Below are 23234 nucleotides of genomic sequence, written 5' to 3'. Positions count from 1 at the left end.
TGACGACCCGTCAGTTATCGTCCCCCTGCCGTGCGGCTCCCGGAGGTGCAGCTTCCGAGGAGCGAGTGAGCGAGTGCATGAAGGGGTGAACGCAGTGGAGACGACGACACGTCCGCAGAGTCCGCAGCCGACCGGAGCTCCCCGCTGGGTCGCGCTGTTCTACCGGCCCTCCTCGGCCGGTTGGCAGGTGTGCGCCGAGTCGCCCCACCGCTCTCCCGTGCAGTACGCGCTCGGCGAGATGGCCCAGACCGTACGGGCGCGCGGAGAAGACCTCGCGGTCAGCCTGTGGGGCCCGAAGGACGGCGGGTGGCAGCGCTTCGACGTATCGACGACCACCGCCACCACCGCGGCCACGACGGCCACGGCGTCGCAGCCGTCGTCCGCGGGCCCCAAGGAGCCCGGCAAGCTGGCGGAACGCATGAACGACCGCCGGCAGCAGGTGCTCATGGCCGGCCTGAGCAAGGCGGGCGTCTACGACCTCGCGCCGGACGACCAGGCAGCCGTACAGGCCCTCGTCGAGCGACTCGACGAGACCACGGTGCGCAAGGTCGCCCAGTGGCTCGCGGCCGCCGGAAGCTGACGCCGGACGGTCGGTTCGTCACCGGATACTGCCGGCGGAAGTCCGCCAACGCCCGCGCCCTCGCCTCCACGGCGGCCATCCACGCATCCCGCTCGGCCGAGTCCACATGCGCCGCCCGACCCGTCGCCTGTCCGTCCCACTTCCGGTGGAGCAGGCCCCTCCTGCGAGAACCATCCCCGGCACCCGGACGTCGTCCGTGCTGCCGTCCTCCTGGATCACCCAGTGCCACTCCCACCCGTCCGGAAGCTCCTGCTCGCACAGGGACTTTCACGCTTCCCGGCGACCGCACGGAACCGTTGTTCACCACTCATCCGGAAAGGTGGTGACTGCCGTCAGAGAGGTCCACGCCTCCGCCCCGCGGATGTACGGGGGCGTCGGACGAATTTGTGGATCACTCCTGAAGAGGTGGTGCCGAGTCGGTGGAGGGCGTGAAAAGGCCCGACCGCTAGCGACGGGGGATGCACTAGCGATCGGGCTATGGCCAACACTAACAAGGCTGCGTGCGCTGCGGGAGCCGACTGCGGGGCCGGGGTGAGCGGTTGTGGCCGGGATCACGGGTTCGTAGCCGGTCAACTCGCCCTTAAAACAGGGGAGTTGGGCGGTTCAGCGTTCGCACGGAGGTTCGTATGAGAGTCGTGGCAGATATTCGTGCCACTTCTCCGGGGTCAGGACGCCGCGCGTGGTCGAGCAGATGTGCCGGATGACGTCGTCGGGGTCGAGGTTCCACAGCCGGACGGTGTCGGCGCCGCTCGACACCCCGAGCATGTGGCTCTTGGGGCTGAACGACAGGAAGTTGCCGGTCTTGGCGTTGGGGCTCATCGACTGCCCGATCGGGGCGGCCTCGGACGGGGCGGCCACGTTCCACAGGCGGACCGAGACGTCGTCACTGCCGCTGGCCAGGGTGTGGCCGTCCGGGCTGTAGGTGAGGACGTTGACGGGGCCGCCGTGCCCCGTGAGCGGTGCGCCGAGGCGGGTGACATGGCGGGGGTCGGTGACGTTCCAGAGCCGGATGGTGTCGTCCGCGCTGCCGCTGGCGAGGGTGCGGCTGTCGGACGCACCGCGAACGCATCGCGCACCGTCCGCGCAGGCCATCGGCTCAGCGCCCGGGGACAACCCACGACACCGAACGTTCTCGGACAGCTCGCGAAGGAGCGACGGAACACCGGAGTCGGCCTCATCGCCTGAGCCCGCAGGATCCGTGACGTCCGGCACCGGTCCCCACGAGGGGAGGGACCGGCACCGGGCGGCGCGGCCCTTTTTTGGATCACCGTTGACCCTCCTTTGGATCACCTGTCACCGGCGTGACCTACGCTCCGGTCACGTCCCCGGTTCACGGGGCTCTTTTTCGTTCCGGGGGGTTCGAAACCACCGTGCGCACACGCACTCTTCCGGCCGCGACGGCGCTCGCGGTCCTCTTCGGTTCGGCCGCGCTCGCGGTCACGTCGGCCGCGCCCGCGCTGGCCGACTCCAGCACCGTCCTGCCGGTCACCTCGACCGGCGACGTCGTCGTCGACGGCGTCCACCAGCGGGTCTTCATCAGCGACCCGGCCGGCGGCCAGGTCGTCGTGACCGACTACAGCGGCACCGTCGTCGGCACGATCGGCTCTCTTCCCGGCGTCCGCGGCCTGGAGCTCTCCGCCGACTCCGGCACCCTGTACGCGGCCGTCGAGAACGCCGACGCGATCGTCGCCATCGACACCGCGACGGCGACCGAGGCGCATCGCTACCCGACGGGCGACGGCACCCAGCCCGAATACCCGGCGCTCGCCGGCGGCAAGCTCTGGTTCGGCTACCGCGGCGAGGGCACCGGCAACATCGGCTCGCTCGACCTGAGCGGCGCCGACCCGGTCGTAGCACTCCACCAGGACACCACCCGCACCTGGAACGACGCGCCGGTCCTCGGCTCCTCGCCCGGCGCACCGAACACCGTCGTGGCGGGCGCGCCCGGCCAGAGCCCGGTCGAACTCGCCGTGTTCGACGTGTCGTCGGGCTCGGCGAACCGCACCGCGTACGCCTTCGACCCGGGCAGCAGCAGCAACCTCAGCGACCTCGCGGTCACCCCGGACGGCAAGGACGTCGTCACGGCCAGCGGCGCCCCCTACAAGCAGGAGGTGTTCAAGCTCTCGGACCTCTCGGAGGACGGCAGCTACACCACCAACCCCTACCCGAACGCGGTCGACATCGCCCCGAACGGCGCGGTCGCCGCGGGCACCAACTCCGCGTACGACCCGGACGTCCACATCTTCGAACCGGGTGTCGCCACCCCGGTGCGGGAGTACGACTTCCCGAACACCGACGGCGGCAGCGGCGCCGACACCCTCGCGGCCTCGGGCCTGGCCTGGGCGCCGGACGCGAGCAAGCTGTTCGCGGTGTCGTACAACGACTCGGACGTCTACTCGCTGCGCAGCTTCACCAACCCGACCAAGGCGGACACCGCCCTCACGGAGAGCGTCCCGGCCACCGCGCCCCGCGCCAAGCCGCTCACGGTCACGGGCAAGCTGACCTCGACCGCCGCGTTCCCGTCCGGCACGAAGGTCTCCGTCCGCCGCACCGACGCCGAGACCCCGTCCGGCAAGCCGCTCGGCACGGCGACGGTCGGCGCCGACGGCTCGTACTCCTTCGCCGACACACCGCCCGCCGGCGGCCAGGTCGAGTACATGGTCGGCTACGCGGGCGACGAGTACCACGCGGCCGCCACCGCCACCAGCACGGTGACCGTCACCCGCTCGGCGACGACGCTGACTCTCACCAACAACGGCAAGGTGTACGCGTACGACAGCGCGGTGAAGTTCACGGCGCACCTGGGCACGACGTACAAGAACCGCACCGTCGAGATCTACGCCGACCCGTACGGCGCCGACAAGCCCAGCAAGCTGGTCAAGTCCGGCACGGTCGACTCCTCGGGCAACCTGTCCGTCACCCTCACCCTGACCCGTGACACCAAGGTGACGGCCAAGTTCACGGGCGACACGCGCTACGCCTCCACGACGGCGACCAGCACGGCAGGCGCGCGGGTCAAGGTGTCGACCGCGCTCGGCGGCTACTACAAGACCAGGACGGCCTGGAACCAGACCTACCGCTACTTCCACAAGTCCAAGGACCCCGTCTACGACACGACGATGACGCCGTACCCGGGCCGCAAGTACAAGGTCGAGGTGCAGGGCTACTACCAGGGCGCCTGGACCGCCACGCACAGCGAGTACCTCGAACTCGGCGCCGGCGGCAAGGACACACTCGAGCTCACGGGCACCCCGCCCACGGGCGTCCGCTTCCGGATCCGGTCGTCCTACATCGACACGAAGTCGGGCGACAACGTCAACTCGACGACGTACGGCACCTGGAAGTACTTCACCTTCACCAGCTGACGCCCGGCAGCGGGTGGCCCCGAGCCTCAGTCCAGCCCGTGCTGCTGGGCGTAGCGGATCGCGGCCACCCGGTCGCGGGAGGCCGTCTTGGCGAAGATGCGGTTGATGTGGGTCTTGATCGTGTTGCTGCTGAGGAACAGGCCGGCCGCGATCTCCGCGTTGGTCATGCCGCGGGCCATCAGCGTGAGGATCTCCGCCTCGCGGGGCGTGAGGCCGTCGGGGAGGTCGTCGGCAGGGGCGGCGTTCCCGGCAGGGGCGGCTTCCGCGACGGGTCGAACGGGTGGCACGGACGGGGTCGCGGCGGCGAGCAGGGTGGCCTGGACCCTGGGGTCGAGCACGGACAGCCCGGCGGCGGCGCTGTGCAGGGTGCGGGCGATGTGCAGGCGGTCGGCATCCTTGGTGAGGTAGGCACGGGCACCGGCCCGCAGCGTCTCCAGGACCGACGCGTCGTCGGCGTACGTGGTGAGGACGACGACGGCGACCTCCGGGTGCTGCTCGGTGAGGAGGCGGGTGGTCTCGGTGCCGTCGAGCACCGGCATGTGCAGATCGAGCAGGATCGCGTCCGGGCGGTGCTCGGCGACCTGGTCGAGCGCCTGCCGGCCGTTGGCCGCGGAGCCGACGACGTCGATGTCCGGCAGCAGATCGAGCATGAGCACCAGTCCCTCACGCACACTGGCCTGGTCGTCGGCGACGACCACCCGCAGCGGCCGGGCCGTCGGGTCCGTCATCCCGGCACCTCGGCGGTGACCACCCAACGCCCGTCCTGTACACCCGCGTTGAGCGACCCGCCCAGCAGCAGGAGCCGTTCGCGCATGCCGGTGAGGCCGTAGCCGCCGTTGAGGGTGGCGAACTCCGCTCCGGTGTCGGCGCGTTCGGCGTCCGGTTCGCCAAGGTCCCGTTGGCGGTCCCGTTTGCCGAGCGGGTTGTCGACGGTGAGCGTCACGTGATCGTCCTCGTAGTTCAGGGTGACCTCCACCGGCTGGGCGGGGGCGTGCTTCGCGGCGTTGGTCAGGGCTTCCTGCGCGGTACGGAAGAGGGGCAGCGCCCGGTCCGCGGCGAGCGGAACGGGCTCACCGTCGACCTTGAGCCGCACCGGAACGCCGTGCCGCTGCCGGTGGGTGTCCGTCATCTCGGGGGGGGGGGGGGTGCCTCGCCGAGCGGCGCGATGTCGGCCCGCAGGGCGTGCACCGCGCGACGGGTCTCGGTCAGCCCGTCGGCGGTCAGCCGCTGCGCCCCGCCGAGCACCTCCACGGCCGGCCGTTCCCTGCCGGGCCGTACGCCTTGAGGCGCGTATGGCCGGATCCCGGGACGGAACCGGAGCCTTCGCGCGGGTGTTCACCAGCTCATTCGGGCCGCCACCGGCAGGTGGTCGCTGCCGGTGGCCGGCAGCACCCACGAGCTCGCCGGCTTCACGCCGCGGACCAGGATCTGGTCGATCCGCGCCACCGGGAAGGACGCCGGCCAGCTGAAGCCGAAGCCGTCCCTGGCCGCGTCCTGGACCGAGTGCAGCCGCGAGGTGATGCCGGCGAACGCACGGTCGTCCGTGGTGCCGTTCAGGTCGCCGAGCAGCACCACCCGCTCGTTCTTCTCGGCGGCGATGGCCTTGCCGAGCGCATGCGCGTTCCTGTCCCGGCTGTCCGTCCAGAAGCCCGTCCTGGGAGTCACCCGTACCGACCCCAGGTGGGCCACGTACACGGCGAGGGGCCCGTGGTCCGTGGCCACCGTGGTGCGCAGCGCCCGGTTGTCGGCCAGCTTGACGGCGGCCGGCTTGGTGGCCGCCAGCGGCCCGGCGTCCATCTCGGTGTCGACCGGCCGGGTGTCCGACAGTGGCAGCTTGCTCCACAGCCCGACCGTGCCCTGCACCGTGTGGTACGGGTACGCCTTCGCCAGCCCCTTCTCGTACGCGCCCCGGGCCTGCGGGGTGATCTCCTCCAGTGCCAGCACGTCCGCTCCGGAGGCGGCCAGGTCGCGGGCGGTACCGGCCGGGTCGGGGTTGCCGGCGTCGACGTTCTGGCTGACCACGGTGAGGTCGCCGCCCGGGTGGGACTTGTCGCTGAGCAGCCCGCCGAAGAGGTTCAGCCACACCACGACCGGCAGCAGCAGCGCGACCACCGCGGAGGCGGAGCGGCGCCAGAGCGCCCCGGCCAGCAGCACCGGGACGAACACGCCGAACCATGGCAGGAAGGTCTCCACCAGGCTGCCGAGGTTCCCGATCCGGTTCGGGATCTGCGCGTGCAGCAGCATGAGCAGGCCGAGCAGCAGCGCCAGCGCCGCGAGCACCGGGCCGCGCTTCCAGGGCCCCGGCCGGGAGCAGATGCGGATCGCCCGGCGGACGCCCGCGCGCCAGGTCCCGGCGCCGGCTTGTCTGCTCATCGCCGTCTCCGCCGTCTCCTCTATCTCTGCTGTCTCCTCTGTCCCCCCTGTCTCCGCCGTGTCCACCTGCGTCATCGCCTGTCCTGGTTCACTGCCGGTCACTGCTGCATCCTCGGATCCTGGGTGGGGTCGGCATACATACGCGGGCAACCGCCATCGATCGCATGGGGGCGCAGCTCGTAGTGCCAGGGTTCGTTCCGGTAGATCCGGCACAGCCCGTACTCGGCGCCATGCTTGGACAGCCACGCCGTCGCATCGGAGTGCCCGAGGTCGACCGCGTCCCCCGACACGTGAGGAGACGTCGCCGCGGTGGCCACCCATCGGGCGGCCTCCTCTTCGGACCCGTACTTGGATACCGCGTCGCGAAGAAGCTGATTCTGGTACTCCGGGGAACGCCGGCCGCTGTTGACGTAGAAGTCGACTCCGTCGTCCGCGGCATCCGTCGCGGCCTGGCGGAGGGCCTTGAGCAGACCTGGATCGAGGTTGGCCACAGCCGGAATCGCGTCATCGAAGACGGTCACACCGTCGGGGACGGCACCGCCGGCCTCACCGAGCGCTCCACGGTGCTCGGTGCGCAGAGCATTCGAGGGTGATGCGGCCGAGGAGGACAAGGAGGCTGAGGACGTCAGCACCTGGTAGCCGAGGACTGCGGTGATCGCCGTCATGACGGCTGTCAGGCCGACGAAAAGGAGCCGGCGAATCCGGGGGTTCGGTGCTCGTGCCGAGGGTGGGGTTCGCGTCATGCTGCCAGTGAAGGCAGCGCGGTGTTGCCGGCACGTATGCGGTTTTCGATACGCCGACGATATGCGCCGGCTCGTAGCATCAATGACATGCGTGTCTTGATTGTCGAGGACGAACCGTATCTGGCAGAAGGCATCCGCGACGGCCTGCGCCTGGCAGCGATCGCGGCCGACATCGCAGGTGACGGCGACACCGCGCTGGAACTGCTGAGCATCAACGCCTACGACATCGCCGTCCTCGACCGCGACGTCCCCGGACCCTCCGGTGACGAGATCGCCAAACGCATCATCGCCTCCGGCAGCGGCATGCCGATCCTCATGCTCACCGCGGCCGACCGTCTCGACGACAAGGCCTCCGGGTTCGAACTCGGCGCCGACGACTACCTCACGAAACCCTTCGAACTCCAGGAACTCGCGCTCAGGCTCAGAGCACTCGACCGCAGACGCACCCATCACAGGCCTCCCGTACGGGAGATCGCGGGACTGCGCCTCGACCCGTTCCGCAGAGAGGTCTACCGGGACGGCCGCTACGTCGCGTTGACCAGAAAGCAGTTCGCGGTGCTCGAAGTCCTCGTCGCCGCCGAGGGCGGTGTCGTCGGCGCCGAAGAACTCCTGGAACGCGCGTGGGACGAGAACGCCGACCCGTTCACCAACGCCGTGCGTATCACGGTCTCGGCACTGCGCAAGCGTCTCGGGGAACCCTGGATCATCACCACCGTGCCGGGCGTCGGCTACCGCATCGACACGCAACCACAGGCCGGACGCGAGGGTGACGACCGTGGATAGATCCCCTGGCGTGAGCGTCCGCCTCAAACTCACCCTCAGCTACGCCGGATTCCTCATGCTGGCCGGCGCTCTGCTGCTCGCGGCGGTGTGGCTGTTCGTCCTGCGTTACGTCCCCGACCGCGCGATGCTCATCGGCGCCGAGGACCTCCCCAGTCGTAGTGTTTTCCCCATCCGGTCCAGGCTCCTGGAGGTCTTCGCCCCGAGGGCAGCCGCGGTGTTGGCGTTCCTGCTGTTGTTCGGTCTGGTGGGAGGGTGGCTCCTCGCCGGCCGGATGCTCGCCCCGCTGACCCGCATCACCGATGCCGCCCGCCTGGCCACGAACGGATCACTCGCCCACCGAATCCGGCTACCGGGCCGCAAGGACGAGTTCCGCGAACTCGCCGACGCCTTCGACGCGATGCTCGTACGCCTCGAAGCGCACGTCGCCGAACAGCAGAGATTCGCGGCCAACGCCTCTCACGAGCTGCGCACCCCGCTGGCGATCTCGAAGACACTCCTCGACGTGGCCCGCGCCGATCCGCACCACGACACCGGCGAACTCATCGCCCGCCTCCATGCCGTCAATTCCCGAGCGATCGACCTCACCGAGGCACTGCTCCTGCTCAGCCGCGCCGACCAGCGCTCCTTCACCCGGGAACACGTCGACCTGTCCCTCCTGGCGGAAGAGGCCACCGAAACACTCCTCCCTCTCGCGGAGAAACACGGCGTCACCGTCGAGACCTGCGGCGACATCACCCCCACGGTCGGATCGCCGACGCTCCTGCTGCAGCTGACCACGAACCTCGTACACAACGCGATCGTCCACAACCTGCCTGAAAAGGGCACCGTGTGGGTCAACACCAGCGTCCGCCCCGAGACGGTGGTGCTCACGGTCGAAAACACCGGAGAGAAGCTCACCCCGGAGCTGGCCTCGACACTCACCGCACCATTCCAGCGCGGCACCGAACGCATACACACCGACCACGCGGGCGTCGGCCTCGGCCTGGCCATCGTCAAGACCATCGCCCAAGCACACGACGGAACACTCACCCTCACCCCGCGCTCTGCCGGCGGGATCAGCATCACCGTGGAACTACCGAGGTCGCCGCAGAGGTCCGCAAGAACGTGATCGTCGGCTCAATCCAGAACCGCGAGGTGGTCGTCGGCGCCCCCGCGCCATTCGATCAGGAAGAGGGTCGCGTCGTCGCTGGTCCGGCCGCCCCGTTCCTGCTTCAGGGTGTGGGAGAGCGAGCGCACCATCGCTCGTACTCCCTTCGTCGTGTGTCCGATGCGGTTGACCCATCGGATGAGTTGCTCTTCGCCGAATTGTTCTTCGCCGGCTTCGTGCTCCTCGATCAGTCCGTCGGTGAAGCACAGCACCCGGTCGCCGCGTTGGAGCGTCTGCCGGCTGATCCGGGGCTCCTCGCCGCCGAAGCCGACCGGCAAGGTGGTCGGGCCTGTCAGTTGCCGGACGACCTGGTGGTTGCGGATCAGCAGCGGTGCGGGGTGGCCCGCGTTGACCCACTGCAGGTGGCCCGTTGCGAGGTTCAGCTGCATCATCTGGGCGGTGACGAAGTGGTCGGGCCCGAACTGCTCGGCGATGGCCCGGTCCATGAACGTGTAGATCTCGGAGAGGCCGATGTCGGCACGTCTGGCGTGCCGGTAGGCCCCGACGGCGACGGTCGCCATCGTGGCGGCGTCCAGGCCGTGGCCCATCGCATCGACCATGGCCACGTGCAGGATGTCCTCGTTGAGGGCGTAGTCGAAGCTGTCGCCTGCGACGCTGTAGGCGGGCTCCAGGATTCCGGCCACCGCGACCTGTGGGACGGACATCGCCAGCGGCGGCAGCAGGGACCACTGGATCTCCGCGGCCACGCTCATCGGTTCGCGGCGCCGGGCGAGGAAGAACTGGTCGGTGTAGCTGTGCTTGGTGACCAGCATGTCGGCGACCAGGCCGGCGAGCCTGCGCAGCAGCCGCCGGTCGTCGTCATCGACGGTGTCCAGGGTGAGGGCCATCACGCCCACCTGGTCGCTGCCGTCCAGCAACGGCAGGTACATCCGGACGCCGTCGGCCTTCGGCACCTCGGCAGTGATCGCGTGCAGAAAGGCCGTGCCGGCGGGAGAGTCGTCGATCGGCTCGGGCTCGCCGACCATCAGCCGCCGACCTGGCAGCGGCACCAGCACCTGCTGGCCGTAGTCCTGCAGCAGGATCGAGACGTCGCGGCCTCCGACCCTGGCCACCTCTTCCGCGATCAGGGGTGCGATCAGCTGTGGCGGCATCTCGTGTGCCCGGTCCAACAGCACCCCCAGCAGCCGTTCACCGAATCCTTCCGACCGGTCCAGCATGCCCTTGTCAGGCCGCCGCCCACCTTCCGCCATAACCGACCCGCTCACGTGATCTGTAGGCACGAGTGCTGACACGACTGCGATCAGCCTGCACAGAGTGACGCGGCCGACCACCCCGAACAGCCCATTACGCCGGACGCGGCATGTCACACACGGTCAGGACAGATGGCCCTCCATCCCGTTGTGCACCATCCCTGCCGGAGCGGTGTCACATGGTCAACGACATCCACGTGCCGGACGGGGACACACCGGAGACCGGCGAGGGACGAATGCGGGGACGACTCCTCCGGCGAGCTCGCGATACCCACTGCCTACGGGCGATGCCCGGTGCGGCACCGGTCATGCTGCCGTGCCGGGCGCGTCGTCGGTGGCCGGCCTGAGTGTCTTGTCCGTCCGGTCGGGGACGGACGACGGCAGCGCCCTCGCGGGAAGAGCGGCCGCGGTTTCCCGGGCGAGGAACGAGCCGAGTTCGCCGATGGTGCTCATGAGGGGGGCGGGGAAGACGACGGTGGTGTTCTTGTCGACGCCGATCTCCACCAGGCTCTGCAGATTGCGCAGTTGGAGGGCGAGGGGGTGGGCCATCATCGTGTCCGAGGCGTCGCCGAGCGCGGCGGCGGCCAGGGACTCGCCCTCCGCGTTGATGATCTTCGCTCGCTTCTCCCGCTCGGCCTCGGCCTGGCGGGCCATGGCGCGCTTCATGGTGTCGGGCAGCTGGATGTCCTTCAGCTCGACCAGCGTGACCTGCACGCCCCATTCATCGGTGGTGACGTCGAGGATCTCGCGGATGGCGAGGTTGATGCGGTCGGTTTCCGACAGCGTCTCGTCCAGGGTGTGCTGTCCGACGACTTTCCGCAGGGTGGTCTGGGCGATCTGGTTGATCGCCGTGTGGACGTTCTCGACGGCGACGACCGACTTCACCGCGTCGACGACGCGGAAGTAGGCGACCGCGGACACGTCGACGCTCACGTTGTCCCGGGTGATGATGCCCTGGGACTGGATGGGCATGGTGACGACCCGGAGCGACACCCGGTGCAGGACGTCGACGATCGGGATGATGAACCGCAGTCCCGGGTCGCGGGTTCCGACGAGCCGGCCGAAGCGGAACAGCACGCCCTTCTCGTACTGCTTGACGACCTTCAGGGAGAGGGCGAGGCCGAGGAGGGCCACAAGGCCGATCACGACGACGAGAACGATCAGGGCTTGCATGTGAGGCTCCTCGGGACAAGGTTCACGGAGTGCGGGGAGTTCCCGGCACCCGTTCGGTCCGGTGTGAGGTTCGCCGGGGAATCCGGCCGCTGCGACCGTGCCACGGGCAGGACCAGCACCCGCAGCGCGACCGGCCCGGGCAGCCGCACGATCGCGCCGATCTCCAGCCACCCCCAGGACCGGAACGCGGCGTGGGCGGTCCGGTCGGAGGGATGGACCAGGGTGACCCCGAGCGCGGCGTGGAGGTCGGTCAGCAGGCGTTCCTGCAGTCGGTCGGCGATGTCGCGGTTCTGCTCGTGCGGGTGGGCCACGACCTGGGTGAGGGCGAAGACCCGCCCGGCGGCGGTGAGTTGCCCGATGGTCCAGGGCAGGGTGCCGGCGAAGCCCCGCCACCAGGAGCCGTCGCGGCCGACCGGGAAGCCGAAGGTGTAGCCGGCCAGGGCGGTCGTCTCCGCGACCAGCAGGGCGAAGCCCGGACGCCGGATGTCACCCGCCAGACGGCGGAGGAGACCTTCCCGGTCGCGGTACTCCCCGCCGCCCGCTCCGACGGCGGACTTCACGTACAGGTCGGCAAGGTTCTCCCGCAGGTCCTCGGCCTGCCCCCGGTTCAGCCGGCGCAGCCGGATCGCGTTCGGGAGGACCGGCTCATCGACTCCCCTCCTCCGTACCGCTGTTCCGGCCTGGTTCATCGAAGGAGCACTCGATCGGAGCCGGTGTACGCGAGGAGTCGTGCGGTCTGTGGGCACGGGTAGTGCAGTCGCAGGGAGGTGTGGGTCTCGGCGGCGTGCCGCGACGCGTCGAGAAAGACGCCCAGGCCGCTGGTGTCGCAGAGACCGACGGTGGTCAGGTCGACGTCGATGGTGGTGATGCCGTCCAGCAGGCACCGCTCCAGAGCCGTGCGTACCAGGGGTGCGGTGACCGGGTCGATCTCGCCGGCCAGGGTGATCAGTGCTCGCGTACCCCGGTCGTGCCGGTAGATGTTCAGCTGCGGAAGAGTCATGATGCCTCGGTTCATGGGGTCCGGCCGCTCCTCGCACAGTCAATGGCCCGGTGTTGGAAACCGGTTGGTCACCTGTGGTGAGTAGTGGCACGGCTGCGTCCGGGGCGCGGCGGGAAGCGGCCACGGCCCCCGTCACGGTGGTCCCGTCGCTCGCCGGTGGTCGGCGACTCGGACCGATCCGGTCCCACCGGAGGCTGCGGCGTGCCGCGTCCGCGACGGTCGGGTCGGGCGGCGCTGTACTGGTGCACGGCGATTCTGTCGGCGTGCTCGCTGTTGAGCCGGTGGATCACGTATGCCGCCGCTGCGATGAGGACGATGAAGGCGGCGGCCGTCAGGAAGGCGTTCATGGCGGCCGCCTCACATATCGACGATCAGGTGACTGGCCCGACTGGGCGGCCCCGGCTGGTGCGGGACGGCCGCGGACACCGCGGAGGCGCCGCCCTCGTACTCCCAGGCCGCGTCCGCGTCCAATGGCTCGTCGGTCGCGGCGACGCCGTGCCGGGCCTCGTCCGCGGCGATGAGCGCGCTCGCGGTCACGGGCGGGCCGTCGTAGTCGGACGCGGCAGCCATCAGCCGGGCCGCCGACTCCGCCCCGGTCTCCGGCGGGATGATCAGAAGGTCCCAGCGGCCGGTGCGGTAGGAGAGCAGCAGCAGCTTGTGCGGGTCGATTTCCGGGGTGAACCAGCCGACCTTGACGATGTGGCCGCCTACGGGAACCTGGCGTGGGATGACCGGCCAGTACTTCGGGTTGATGGCGATGCGGGTGATGCGGCCCCACAAGGGGTCCAACACCTCGGTCAGTGCGGGCAGTTCGCTCAGCAGATCCCGGGAGCGGGGCCACCAGGCACCGTCCAGGAGTCCACGGGAGGTGCCGTTGGTCTTCAGGGCGAGACGAGCGGCCGGGGCTGTGACGGGCTCGACGTGCGGCAGGGTTGGGTACAAGGTCGCCGACATGGTGCGGACCCGTCTCCGGGCCGCCTTTGCGGCAGCCCGGGTTTCATCCCTCGCCGAGGACGACCCGGCGTGGAAGCCGGTGTGCGAAATGCCCTCGGTACTGTCGACACTACTCCGCGATCCGCCGCGACGCGGAGTAGTGCCTGCCTAGATGTGGAGCAGTCGCCGGGTGATCTCTCGGTACTGCCTCAGCGCGTGCCGGAGTTCGTCGGACTGTGCGTCGGGGTTCTGGTCCTGCCACCCGGTGCGCAGGAAACGCCGTCGTTCCGCGAGGGCGTTCACGAGCTGGGCGGTGGCTTCGTCATAGGCGCTCTCGGCCTCTTCCAGCGCCTCGCGCGGGGTGTCGGCGAAGGTGTTGAGGGCGTGCCGGAGACGCTGGACGATCTTGTTCTGTCCGTCCGACGGGAGCAGCGGCTCCGGGCCCGGACTGCGGCGCCCGGCCGGGCCCGGGGTGCGGCCCGCGGACTGCCGGGCGCGCGTCTGGTCGTACATCACCGGGGGCCGCTTCCGTTCCGCCTGAAGGCGCCCCTGGTCTTCTCGGCAGCCTGTTTCAGGCTTCCGGAAACCCGGTCGACCCTGCCCCGGCGTTGCAGTCGCCTGTTGCGGGTGACTCGGCCGAGCTCTTCCGTAATCCTGCCTTTCATCGTCTGCGCCTGGTTCCTGATGCTCCGTGAAACGGTCATGGCAGGCCTCGCTGTTGTCCGGTGGGTGGGCCAGGTCGTACGACTGCGCAGGGCCCTGGTGGAATCAGCCCCGCACACCGTCGTCCTGCTCGCGCCCGGCCAGGGGCGCTGGGACCTGCTGGCCGTGCCGCCGGACACGACCGCGCAGGCGGCCGAACCCCTCATGGCAGCCGCCGCGGGCGGTCACGTCTGATCCGGACCGGCGAGCATTGCCCGGCGAATCGCCAGGGCGCTGTCGGCCAGGGCGGTGACGTCACCGTCACCTCCCCACCACCCGTCGGCGGAGGCGTCCGGTGGTGGCTTCGTCGACGCGGAAGTGTCGTCGGCCGGTTCTGCCGTCATGAGAGCGGTCGCGGTCGACTGCGCGGCGGTGCTCGCGCTTGCGGCGGCCATCAGCCGGGCGGCCGAGGGGGCGGTGGTCTCCGGGGGAATCACCAGGAGGTCCCAGCGGCCCGACGTGCCGGACAGCAGAAGGATCTTGTGCGGGTCCAGCTCCGAGGTGAACCAACCGACCTTCACCACATGGCCGTTGACGTAGATCCTGTGCGGGATGATCGGCCAGTAGCGGGGGTTGACGGCGATACGGGTGATCCGTCCCCACAGCGGGTCCAGTACGTCGGCCAGCGCGGGGAGTTCGTCGTTCAGGTCACGTGAGCGGGGCCACCAGGCGCCGTCCAGCTCGACCTGCCCCGGGAGGGGGCTCACGGGTTTGAGGGCGAGGCGCGCGGTCGGCGCCCTGAAGGGCACGGCGCGCATCGCCGGATGGTCGGTGATCGCGGACATCATGCGAACCCGTCCCCGGACCTCTGCGCGTGGGCAGTCGTCCGGTGTCGTTGCTCACCAGGAACGACACCGGGATCGGGGCCGGTGCGCGAAGTGCTCCCGATGAGTTCACGCTACTCCCCGAAGAGGCCGAACGGACCGCTCCCGGAGATCCCCTCACGTCCGGCGGCCGTCCTCGCCCGAGGAGCGAGGGGCCTCCAGCCAGGAGCGTGACGGCGGTCAGCCGCGGTGGTCGTCGGCCCGGTCCGGTGCCGGGGGCGGGATGGCGGCGGTGTCGAAGGTGCCCGAGATGATCTGCGTGGCCAGCTCCGACAGGCGCACGCGACGGGCGCGTGCGTACGTTCGGAACGCTTCGAAGGCGTCGTCGACGGAGGTGTTCCAGCGTTCCGCCAGGACGCCCTTGACCTGTTCGATCAGGATGCGGCTGGTCAGCGCGGTCTCCAGCTGGGTGTTCTCGACGTGCGACTGTTCCAGGGTGCGCTGCTGGAGGATCGCGATGGTGGCCACGTCGGCGAGTGCCTGGGCGAGCGCGATGTCGTCGTCGCCGAGGCGCTGCGGGGTGGCCTGGAAGAGGTTGAGGGCGCCGACGACCCGGCTGCGCAGGCGCAGGGGGACGGCGTGTGTGGCCGCGTACCCCGTTTCGCGGGCGCGGGCGGCGAAGCGCGGCCAGTCGGCGGCCGACTCCGGCCGCGCCAGGTCGATGTTGGTGCGGGCGGTGCCGGTGCGGTAGCACTCGACGCACGGGCCCTGGTCGTGCTGGAGCGCGAAGAGTTCCAGCAGTCGTGTGTGCTCGTCCGAGGCAGCGATGATCTGCAGTTCGCCGTGCGCGTCGGCGAGCAGGATCCCGGCCGCCGACACGTCGAGCAGTTCCACGCAGCGCGTGGACAGCCGCTGTAGCAGGTCGATGACGTCGAAGTCCTCGACGAGGGAGTCTGCGACCTCCACGAAGATCTCGGCCAGACGTCGTTCGCGGGCCATGCCGATCATCCCTCTCCACCGTCGGGCGAATACGGCCCGCTCACATCGTCGTCGAAGTTGTCGTCGAAGCGCAGCCTGCGGGCGACCACGTCGGCCGCAATCTCGCCGAGAAGGCGCTCGCTGCTGTACGCGTGGGCGCGCAGGCGCAGCAGGGCCTCCTCCATGGACACGTCCAGCTGGACGCTGATCATTCCCGTGGCCTGGTGCACAACCGCGCGGCGCAGCACCGAGGGAGGTTCCAGGGCCGTGCCGAGCCCGGGAACGCCCCCGTTCCCGTCGCGTCGGTCGCCGTTCAGGAGAGCGCTGGTCAGCAGGGCTGTCAGTGCGGTGGCGTCCGCGTACTGCTGCTGGCTCAGCCGCCGCTCGCCGTCGCACAGCAGGGTCAGTACGCCGATCCGGATGGCTCCGATGCCCAGCGGGAAGCAGCACACACCGTGCACGCCCAGGTCGCGCGCGGCCGGCAGCAGCGCGGGCCAGCGCTCGGGGCGCACCCGTTCCAGGTCCGGCTCGACGACGGGTGAGCCGACGCGGACCGCGTCCGGCCCTGGACCCTCGCCCAGCGTGAACTGGAGTTCTTCGAACCGCGCGCTCAGCTCGGGGTGGCACCACAGTGGCTCGGCCGACCGCTTGGCACCGACCAGCAGCGACAGCGCGACCCCCGCGGCGTCCAACGCACGCGCACACGCCTGGGCCGGGTCGCCGACCCGGCCCAGGCGCAGCGACCGCAGGACCTCGGCCATGCCGTCGCTGATCACCGTTCTCCGCTCTCAGGCGGCCGGGGCACTTCGGGGTGAGACGCCGTCCGACTTGCGCCGTACATTACGTGCACCGGCCCCCCGCCGCACGGTCCGCGGGTATGTCCTGCCAGGCGTCCTGGGCGCTCGCGTACCGCGGGAAACGCTCCAGCAGACCCGCGGCCCGGAACAAGAGAGTTGTGCCTGGCCGGTTGTGCACGACCCGCACCCATCCGAGCCGCCCATGACAGTCCTCCCACGCCGCGCACACCGGCTCGAGGACGCTGCCGTCCATGAGGTCACGCCGAGCAGGTCGACGATGAGGAACAGCCGCCCGCTGCCGTGCCGGGCGTCCTCCAGATCACGCGCGAAGGCCGGCACGGTCGTCACGTCCAACTCGCCGCCCGCCGTGACCACACGCAACTCGTCGAACAGGTCGGGATACAGACCCATGCGCCCCATCTCCTCTGTCACTGGGGGGCTTTCGCCTTGCGCAGGGCCTCTGTTGCGCGGAAGGGACTTCACGGAGAGGGCCGGGGTCACGGGCGGCCGTATGACGAGAGTACGGCCGCGGAGGGACCGCCCGATCGCCCCTTCGCCAGGTATCCACGAGCGTGGTCGAAAGTGTCGTCCCTGGTCGGTTCCTGACGGGACCGAGGGCGAAGGTGCAAGAGAGTGCTGCGGGCGGAGGCCGTGCCCGGGAGCCGGATTCCGAACTCGGCTCCCCGATGGCATTCAAAGCGACCCCCGGAACCACTCAAGGGCCCGACCCGCTAAGCGGATCAGGCCCCTGACCTGGTGTTTCAACTGTCGGGGTGGCGGGATTTGAACCCACGACCTCTTCGTCCCGAACGAAGCGCGCTGCCAAGCTGCGCTACACCCCGATTGTCGCTGCAGGTCCTGCTCGTCGCGGCGACGTCGTTTACTTTAGCCCACGGGTGGCTGGAGACGAAATCCGGTTTTCGCGCGGTGGCGGACGGGGTTCGGGCGGGCGTGGTCCAGGGCCACCAGGAGGATGGCGAGGGCGTAGAAGGCGAGGCCGAGGAGGAGGGCGTTGGCGAGGACGCTCTTGTAGCTGTGGAGGTCTACGTCCAGGAACGGGTAGAGGTAGCGGCCCGGCGTTCCGGGGAGGATCAGCTCACCCCGGGTGAAGGAGAACAGCAGGTAGGCCAGCGGGTAGAGCAGCCACGTCGCCGCCTGGCGGAGGTGCAGGCGCCCGGGGGGTGTCAGTAGGAGCCAGTCCACGACCGCCGCGATCGGGACCGCCGTGTGCAGGATCTGGTTGGTGATCCACTGCCAGCCGGCCGGAGGGGTCGTCCCGCCCGTCATGGAGAACGGGCTCGAGGCGTTGGTCAGGAGCAGGTGGTACACCAGCCCGGTGATGGTGATGTAGAGCAGCGTCGCGCCCGTCAGGGCGGAGGGGAGCGGGCGGCGGGCCGTCCAGGCGCGGCGGGCCGAGAGCACGAAGACCAGGGTCAGGAGGATGTTGCTCTGGATCGTGAAGTAGCTCAGGACTCGGATCGGGCTGCCGAGGAGCAGGTCGATCGTCACGGCTGCCGCTGCCGCCAGCGCGACCAGGAGGCGGTACACGGCGGTGAGAGGGTGGCGCACGGGGGTCACCACCGCGGAGGCGGGGACGTGGGAGGGCAGCTGCGCGGGCCTGCCGGGAATCGCGGGGAGGTCCGGGATGTCCCTGGGTATGGGGGCGGTCATGCCCCCAAGCTAGGCAAACTCCACATATGGGGCGACGCGGGCGGTCCGTGCGGGTTACGCCTCGCGCACACCTCACCCAGTACACCGCGCGGGACCCTGCTCACAACCTCACCCAAGGACGCCGCGCGCGATCCCACTCACAACTCCGCCCGCGACCCCACCCAGGACACCGCCCGCGACCCCACCCAGGACACCGCCCGCGACCCCACCCAGGACACCGCCCGCGACTCACCCAAGACGCCGCCGCGCCCCACTCACCCCAACTACCCCCGCGCCACCAACGTCAGCAACGTCGCCTCCGGCGGGCACGCGAACCGTACCGGCGTGTAGCGGTTCGTGCCGCAGCCCGCCGAGACGTGGAGATAGGACGTACGGCCCTCGGCCGTGTGCGTGGACAGGCCCTTCACCCGCTCCCGGTCCAGGTCGCAGTTGGTGACCAGGGCGCCGTAGAAGGGGATGCAGAGCTGGCCGCCGTGGGTGTGGCCCGCCAGGATCAGGGGGTACGAGTCGGTCGTGAAGGAGTCGAGTGCGCGCAGGTACGGGGCGTGGACGACGCCCATCGAGAAGTCCGCGGCGCCGGACGGGCCGCCGGCCACCTGCGCGTAGCGGTCACGCTTGATGTGCGGGTCGTCCAGGCCGGTCAGTTCCACCGAGACGCCCTCGACCTTGAGCGTGCCGCGGGTGTTCGTCAGGTTCAGCCAGCCCGCCGCGTCGAAACCGTCCCGCAGGTCCTCCCACGGGTTGTGGATCGCGCCGACCACCGGCGGGTTGCCGTTCAGACCGTGGCGGCCCTGGACCTTCTCCAGCAAGTAGCGGGCCGGGTTGCGGGGTTTGGGGCCGTAGTAGTCGTTCGAGCCGAAGACGTACGCGCCGGGGAAGTCCATCAGCGGGCCCAGTGCGTCCAGGACCTCCGGCACGCCCTCCGGGTCGGACAGGTTGTCACCCGTGTTGATCACGAAGTCGGGACGCAGGCCGGCCAGCGAGCGCAGCCAGCGCTGCTTCTTGCGCTGCCCGCCGACCATGTGGATGTCGGAGACCTGAAGGATGCGCAGGGGGTGCATGCCGGTGGGCAGGACGGGGACCGTCACCCGTCGCAGGCGGAAGGAGCGGACCTCGAAACCCGCCGCGTACACCACACCGGCGGCGCCGGCCGCCGCGATTCCCAGAGGTACTCCGTATCGAGCGCGCATACGTCCATCGTGTCAGACCCGGCAGGGTCCCCGATCCCCACCGCCCCTTAAATGAACGGGCATCGGGCCTTGCGTACCTGCGACAATCAAACCCATGACCACCACGCTCAAGTCGAAGCTGCAGGAAGACCTCACGGCCGCGATCAGGGAGCACGACGAGCTCCGCTCCTCGACGCTCCGGCTGACGCTCTCCGCGATCACCAAGGAGGAGGTCGCGGGCAAGGAGAAGCGCGAGCTCTCCGACGACGAGGTGCTGAAGGTGATCACCAAGGAGGCGAAGAAGCGCCGGGAGGCGGCCGACGCCTTCGCGCAGGGTGGCCGGGCCGAGAGCGCCGAGCGGGAGAAGGCGGAGGGCGAGCTGCTCGCCACGTACCTGCCCAAGCAGCTCGGCGACGAGGAACTGCAGCGGATCGTCGGCCAGGCCGTCGAGGAGGCGAAGGCGGCCGGTGCCGAGGGCCCGCGCGCCATGGGCGCCGTCATGAAGATCGTGAACCCGAAGGTCGCGGGTCTTGCCGAGGGCGGCCGGGTCGCCGCGGTGGTGAAGAAGCTCCTGGCCGGCTGATCGGCCCCGCCGCATGGCGCAAGACGAGAACGGCCCCTGATCGTCGTACGAGAGAAATCTGCGTACGACGATCAGGGGCCGTCGGCGTTCTCAGTCCCAGCAAGTCAGGCAGTCCCAGCAAGTCAGGCAGTCCAGGCAAGTCAGGCAGTCCAGGCAGGTAAGGCAGTCCGGGCGGGTCAAGCTGGTCAGGCAGGTCGGACAGTACAAGTAGCTCGGGCAGGTCGGTCGGCGGCGTCAGCCGCGCCCGCCGTTGCCGTTCCCGCCGTTGCCGTTCTGGCCCTGGAACAGGTTCTCCGGGATGGAGAAGGTGGGCGTCGGGAACGTCGTGCCGCCGTCCGTGCCTCCGTCGGTCAGGCCGCCGTTGCCGTTGCCGTTGTTGTCTCCGTTGTCCCCGTCGTCGTCGCCCTTGCCCTTGCCCTTGTTGCCGTCGGGGATGTTGACGAGGTGGAACTGCTCCACGGACTTGCCGTCCAGGGCGCCCGTCATCATGTCCCGCCAGATCGGGCCGGGGACCTGACCACCGAAGACCTTTTCGTTCCAGACGCCGCCGATGCTGATGTTCTTCATCTGGCGCTTGTGGGCCGGGTCGCCGACCCAGACCGCGCCCGCCATGTTCGGGGTGAAGCCGACGAACCAGGCCGCGTAGCGGTTGTCCGTCGTACCGGTCTTGCCGGCGCTCGGACGGTCGCTGAGGCCCGCCTGCGTACCCGTACCGTCCTCGACCACGCCCTTCAGGAGCGTGGTGACCGTGTCGGCGGTCTTCTCCGACATCGCGCGCGAGCAGGTCGACTTCGGCACCTCGAGCGACTTCTTCTGGCTGCCGACGGTCTGGGTGATGGACTCGATGGCGACCGGCGTGCAGTACATGCCGCGCGAGGCGAAGGTCGCGTACGCGTTCGCCATCGTCAGCGGGGACATCTCCTGGGTACCGAGCGCGATGGAGGGCGCCTGCTGCATCTTGCCGCCGTCCGCGCGCTCCACGCCCATCTTCTTGGCCATCTCGGTGACCGGGCAGATGCCGATGTCGCTGATCAGCTGCACGTAGTAGGTGTTGACCGACTTCGCGGTCGCTTCCTTCATGCTGTACGGGCCGTGCTCCGACGAGTTCTCGTTCGTCAGCTTGGTCGGGTTGTTCGGGTCGTCGCGCCAGCTCTTGCCGTCACAGATCGAGACCGGGCTCGGATACGCCATCTCGTACGGCGAGGAGAACGTCTGCGTCGCCGGAGTGCCACGCTCTATGGCGGCCGCGGCCACGATCGGCTTGAACGTCGAACCGGGCTGGTAGCCCGCGCCGCCGCCCATGGACTGGTTCACGGACAGGTCGATCTGCGTCTCGTCCTTGCCGAAGCCGTACGGACGGGACTGGCCCATGGCGAGGATCTTGCCGGTGCCGGGCTGGACGATGGTGGCGGCCGTGGCCACGTCGTCGGTCTTGTAGACGTGCTTCTTGATCGACGCCTGGACCGACGACTGGGACTGCGGGTCCAGCGTCGTACGGATCGTCAGACCGCCCTGGTTCCAGACCTTCGCCCGGGCCTCCTTGGTCTTGCCGAAGACCGGGTCGTTGAGGAACGTCTCGCGGACGTAGTCGCAGAAGAAGCCGGCGCCCTTGACCGCGGTGATGCAGCCGTTCTTCGGCTGACTCGGGTTCAGGCCCAGCGGCGTCTTCTTGGCCTTGTCGGCCTCCGCCTGCGAGATGTCGCCCATGTCGGCCATGCGCTGCAGCACGACGTTACGGCGCTTGGTGGCCTCCGCCTCGTCGTTGACGGGGTCGTACCGGCTCGGCGACTGCACGATGCCCGCGAGCAGCGCCGACTCCTGGACGTTCAGGTCCTTGGCGTGCTTGGAGAAGTAGCGCTGGGCGGCGGCCTCGACGCCGTAGGCCTGCTCGCCGAAGAACGTGATGTTCAGGTAGTTCTCGAGGATCTTCTTCTTGCCGAGCTCCTCCTCGACCTGGATCGCGTACTTCAGCTCCTTGATCTTGCGGCCGAGGGTCTGCTGCGTGGCCTGCGCGACCTTGGTCGGGTCGTCGCCGGCCTCTTCGATGGCGACGTTCTTCACGTACTGCTGGGTGAGCGTGGAGGCGCCCTGGGCCACTCCGCCGCTCTGCGCGTTCTTGTTCAGCGCGCGCAGGATGCCCTTCAGGTCGACCGCGCCGTGCTGGTAGTAGCGCGAGTCCTCGATCGCGACGATCGCCTTCTGCATGTACGGCGAGATGTCCTTGAGGGCGACCACCGTACGGTCGCGCGAGTAGACGGTGGCGATCTGGCCGCCGTCGGCGTCGAGGATCGTGGTGCGCTGACTCAGCGGCGGCGTCTTGAGGTTGGCCGGAAGCTCGTCGAAGCTCTCCACGGATCCCTTGGCCGCGAGCCCGAGCGCGCCGAAGGCGGGCAGCGCGATACCGGCAAGTACGGCACCGGCGAGCACACTGACACCGAGGAACTTGGTGGCCTGCTGAGTTGGGGACAGGCCACCGCCCGAGCGCTTCTTTGGCATGAGGGCAGCCTACGTTCTCATTCGCCGGACACGCGTATATGCCTTGGCCTAAGCTGCTCTCAACTGTCACAGCAGTAGGGCTACGTATCAATACGTCCGGCGACCCCGAATCGTTCCGGAGGTTCCCCAACTTTTTTTGATGGGGACGTGTCCGAATCCGCCTTGTGTGTCACCTGGTGACCGTTGTGACTCAACTGAACTGTCCCGGTTTGCCGGGAAGGTCACGCATGTCGCCAGCTCACTCCCCCGGGTGATCTGCCGCTTACGCATAGTCCGTTCGGGCCATTCAAGATTGGGCCCGAAGGGGGTGTTGCGCTGTGCCCACCTTCCGTAACGTCCTCAACTGGCGGCGGTGAATATGCCGCTGCCGCCGTGGGGGAGCCTCGATTCGGGAGAGGACGGCGCCGGTATGGGCTGGGTAACCGACTGGAGTGCGCAGGCCGCCTGCCGCACTACCGATCCGGATGAACTGTTCGTTCAGGGAGCAGCGCAGAACAGGGCCAAGGCGGTGTGCACCGGATGTCCGGTACGCACCGAGTGCCTCGCTGACGCGCTCGACAACCGCGTCGAGTTCGGCGTGTGGGGAGGCATGACGGAGCGGGAGCGCCGCGCACTGCTGCGCAGGCGCCCCACCGTGACCTCCTGGCGCCGGCTTCTTGAGACGGCTCGTGTGGAGTACGAGCGCGGGGTGGGCATCCTGCCGCTCGACGACGACGAGGTGTACGAGCACTACGCGGCGGTGAGCTGAGGGCACCCCCTCGCGGGG

General features: G+C 69.5%; 24 protein-coding genes, 1 tRNA gene and 1 pseudogene. 7 read left to right on the top strand and 19 right to left on the bottom strand.

The window, feature by feature from the left end; translation table 11 throughout:
* The first annotated feature begins 94 nt into the window (after window positions 1-94).
* A complete protein-coding gene (locus OG303_RS23565) occupies window positions 95-580 on the top strand; it encodes a hypothetical protein (protein ID WP_405870649.1) in 486 nt (161 codons plus the stop codon).
* Between the two features lie 603 nt (window positions 581-1183).
* Here the strand turns inward: OG303_RS23565 and OG303_RS23560 are convergent.
* Window positions 1184-1816, bottom strand: a pseudogene (locus OG303_RS23560) (WD40 repeat domain-containing protein); the annotation flags it as partial.
* A 134-nt stretch (window positions 1817-1950) separates the two neighbouring features.
* Here OG303_RS23560 and OG303_RS23555 point away from each other — a divergent pair.
* A complete protein-coding gene (locus tag OG303_RS23555; RefSeq protein WP_405870648.1) occupies window positions 1951-3945 on the top strand; it encodes a YncE family protein in 1995 nt (664 codons plus the stop codon).
* Between the two features lie 26 nt (window positions 3946-3971).
* Here the strand turns inward: OG303_RS23555 and OG303_RS23550 are convergent, their stop codons facing one another.
* The 4 genes from OG303_RS23550 to OG303_RS23535 form a co-directional block, all read right to left on the bottom strand.
* Window positions 3972-4673 (bottom strand): response regulator, encoded by a 702-nt coding sequence (locus OG303_RS23550; protein WP_405870646.1) that lies wholly within the window; start codon window positions 4671-4673, stop codon window positions 3972-3974.
* Window positions 4670-5074, bottom strand: a complete 405-nt coding sequence (locus OG303_RS23545) for a sensor histidine kinase (protein WP_405870644.1) — start codon at window positions 5072-5074, stop codon at window positions 4670-4672. The genes OG303_RS23550 and OG303_RS23545 overlap by 4 nt, the downstream gene beginning before the upstream one ends.
* Window positions 5075-5280: 206 nt before the next feature.
* On the bottom strand, window positions 5281-6318 hold the full coding sequence (locus tag OG303_RS23540) for an endonuclease/exonuclease/phosphatase family protein (RefSeq protein WP_405870643.1): 1038 nt from the start codon (window positions 6316-6318) through the stop codon (window positions 5281-5283).
* Window positions 6319-6416: 98 nt separating this feature from the next.
* Window positions 6417-6983 (bottom strand): M15 family metallopeptidase, encoded by a 567-nt coding sequence (locus OG303_RS23535; RefSeq protein WP_405870642.1) that lies wholly within the window; start codon window positions 6981-6983, stop codon window positions 6417-6419.
* A gap of 165 nt (window positions 6984-7148) precedes the next feature.
* Between OG303_RS23535 and OG303_RS23530 the strand changes: the two genes are divergently transcribed.
* Both OG303_RS23530 and OG303_RS23525 read left to right on the top strand, forming a co-directional pair.
* The gene (locus tag OG303_RS23530) at window positions 7149-7844 is read left to right on the top strand and encodes a response regulator transcription factor (protein WP_405870640.1); all 696 of its coding nucleotides are present in this window, start codon (window positions 7149-7151) and stop codon (window positions 7842-7844) included.
* A 10-nt stretch (window positions 7845-7854) separates the two neighbouring features.
* Window positions 7855-8952: a sensor histidine kinase gene (locus tag OG303_RS23525; RefSeq protein WP_405877440.1), complete on the top strand. Its 1098-nt coding sequence runs from the start codon at window positions 7855-7857 to the stop codon at window positions 8950-8952.
* Window positions 8953-8960: 8 nt separating this feature from the next.
* On the opposite strand, the gene OG303_RS23520 is transcribed toward OG303_RS23525, so the two are convergent.
* The 7 genes from OG303_RS23520 to OG303_RS23490 form a co-directional block, all read right to left on the bottom strand.
* A complete protein-coding gene (locus OG303_RS23520) occupies window positions 8961-10202 on the bottom strand; it encodes a PP2C family protein-serine/threonine phosphatase (RefSeq protein WP_405877438.1) in 1242 nt (413 codons plus the stop codon).
* 306 nt (window positions 10203-10508) lie between these two features.
* A complete protein-coding gene (locus OG303_RS23515; RefSeq protein WP_405870639.1) occupies window positions 10509-11375 on the bottom strand; it encodes a slipin family protein in 867 nt (288 codons plus the stop codon).
* Window positions 11363-12064: a hypothetical protein gene (locus OG303_RS23510; RefSeq protein ID WP_405870638.1), complete on the bottom strand. Its 702-nt coding sequence runs from the start codon at window positions 12062-12064 to the stop codon at window positions 11363-11365. The genes OG303_RS23515 and OG303_RS23510 overlap by 13 nt, the downstream gene beginning before the upstream one ends.
* Window positions 12061-12375 (bottom strand): STAS domain-containing protein, encoded by a 315-nt coding sequence (locus OG303_RS23505; protein WP_405870636.1) that lies wholly within the window; start codon window positions 12373-12375, stop codon window positions 12061-12063. Before OG303_RS23505 ends, OG303_RS23510 begins: the two co-directional genes overlap by 4 nt.
* Window positions 12376-12443: 68 nt before the next feature.
* Window positions 12444-12722 carry a hypothetical protein gene (locus OG303_RS23500; RefSeq protein WP_405870634.1) on the bottom strand — a complete coding sequence of 93 codons (279 nt, stop codon included), beginning with the start codon at window positions 12720-12722 and terminating at the stop codon, window positions 12444-12446.
* Between the two features lie 10 nt (window positions 12723-12732).
* Window positions 12733-13329 carry a DUF5994 family protein gene (locus OG303_RS23495; protein WP_405870633.1) on the bottom strand — a complete coding sequence of 199 codons (597 nt, stop codon included), beginning with the start codon at window positions 13327-13329 and terminating at the stop codon, window positions 12733-12735.
* Window positions 13330-13476: 147 nt separating this feature from the next.
* A complete protein-coding gene (locus OG303_RS23490) occupies window positions 13477-13824 on the bottom strand; it encodes a hypothetical protein (protein WP_405870631.1) in 348 nt (115 codons plus the stop codon).
* Window positions 13825-14010: 186 nt separating this feature from the next.
* Between OG303_RS23490 and OG303_RS23485 the strand changes: the two genes are divergently transcribed.
* Window positions 14011-14205, top strand: a complete 195-nt coding sequence (locus OG303_RS23485) for a DUF5994 family protein (protein ID WP_405870629.1) — start codon at window positions 14011-14013, stop codon at window positions 14203-14205.
* On the opposite strand, the gene OG303_RS23480 is transcribed toward OG303_RS23485, so the two are convergent.
* The 6 genes from OG303_RS23480 to OG303_RS23455 all read right to left on the bottom strand — a co-directional run bounded on the left by OG303_RS23480 (window position 14196) and on the right by OG303_RS23455 (window position 19410).
* On the bottom strand, window positions 14196-14798 hold the full coding sequence (locus OG303_RS23480) for a DUF5994 family protein (protein WP_405870627.1): 603 nt from the start codon (window positions 14796-14798) through the stop codon (window positions 14196-14198). The two genes, OG303_RS23485 and OG303_RS23480, sit on opposite strands and share 10 nt — an antisense overlap.
* Window positions 14799-15014: 216 nt before the next feature.
* Window positions 15015-15782, bottom strand: a complete 768-nt coding sequence (locus tag OG303_RS23475) for a GAF domain-containing protein (RefSeq protein WP_405870626.1) — start codon at window positions 15780-15782, stop codon at window positions 15015-15017.
* Window positions 15779-16528, bottom strand: coding sequence for an ANTAR domain-containing protein (locus OG303_RS23470; protein ID WP_405870625.1), 750 nt, complete (start codon window positions 16526-16528; stop codon window positions 15779-15781). The genes OG303_RS23475 and OG303_RS23470 overlap by 4 nt, the downstream gene beginning before the upstream one ends.
* A gap of 789 nt (window positions 16529-17317) precedes the next feature.
* A tRNA-Pro gene (locus OG303_RS23465) sits at window positions 17318-17391 on the bottom strand.
* Between the two features lie 43 nt (window positions 17392-17434).
* Window positions 17435-18220 carry a Pr6Pr family membrane protein gene (locus tag OG303_RS23460; protein WP_405870624.1) on the bottom strand — a complete coding sequence of 262 codons (786 nt, stop codon included), beginning with the start codon at window positions 18218-18220 and terminating at the stop codon, window positions 17435-17437.
* 263 nt (window positions 18221-18483) lie between these two features.
* Complete coding sequence (locus OG303_RS23455) at window positions 18484-19410, bottom strand: metallophosphoesterase (protein ID WP_405870623.1); 927 nt, start codon at window positions 19408-19410, stop codon at window positions 18484-18486.
* A gap of 94 nt (window positions 19411-19504) precedes the next feature.
* Here OG303_RS23455 and OG303_RS23450 point away from each other — a divergent pair, with 94 nt between their 5' ends.
* Window positions 19505-19972, top strand: coding sequence for a GatB/YqeY domain-containing protein (locus OG303_RS23450; RefSeq protein WP_405870621.1), 468 nt, complete (start codon window positions 19505-19507; stop codon window positions 19970-19972).
* A gap of 234 nt (window positions 19973-20206) precedes the next feature.
* Here OG303_RS23450 and OG303_RS23445 read toward each other — a convergent pair whose 3' ends face one another.
* Entirely contained in the window at window positions 20207-22468 is a 2262-nt protein-coding gene (locus OG303_RS23445; RefSeq protein ID WP_405870619.1) for a transglycosylase domain-containing protein, read from the bottom strand.
* A gap of 409 nt (window positions 22469-22877) precedes the next feature.
* Here OG303_RS23445 and wblA point away from each other — a divergent pair, with 409 nt between their 5' ends.
* The gene (wblA, locus tag OG303_RS23440; RefSeq protein WP_266520506.1) at window positions 22878-23216 is read left to right on the top strand and encodes a transcriptional regulator WblA; all 339 of its coding nucleotides are present in this window, start codon (window positions 22878-22880) and stop codon (window positions 23214-23216) included.
* Window positions 23217-23234: the final 18 nt, after the last annotated feature.

Source organism: Streptomyces sp. NBC_00005 (assembly GCF_045160215.1).
Taxonomy (GTDB): Bacteria; Actinomycetota; Actinomycetes; order Streptomycetales; family Streptomycetaceae; genus Streptomyces.
The sequence above is the reverse complement of the archived record's forward strand: the minus strand, read 5'-3'. Positions and strand labels throughout refer to the sequence as shown.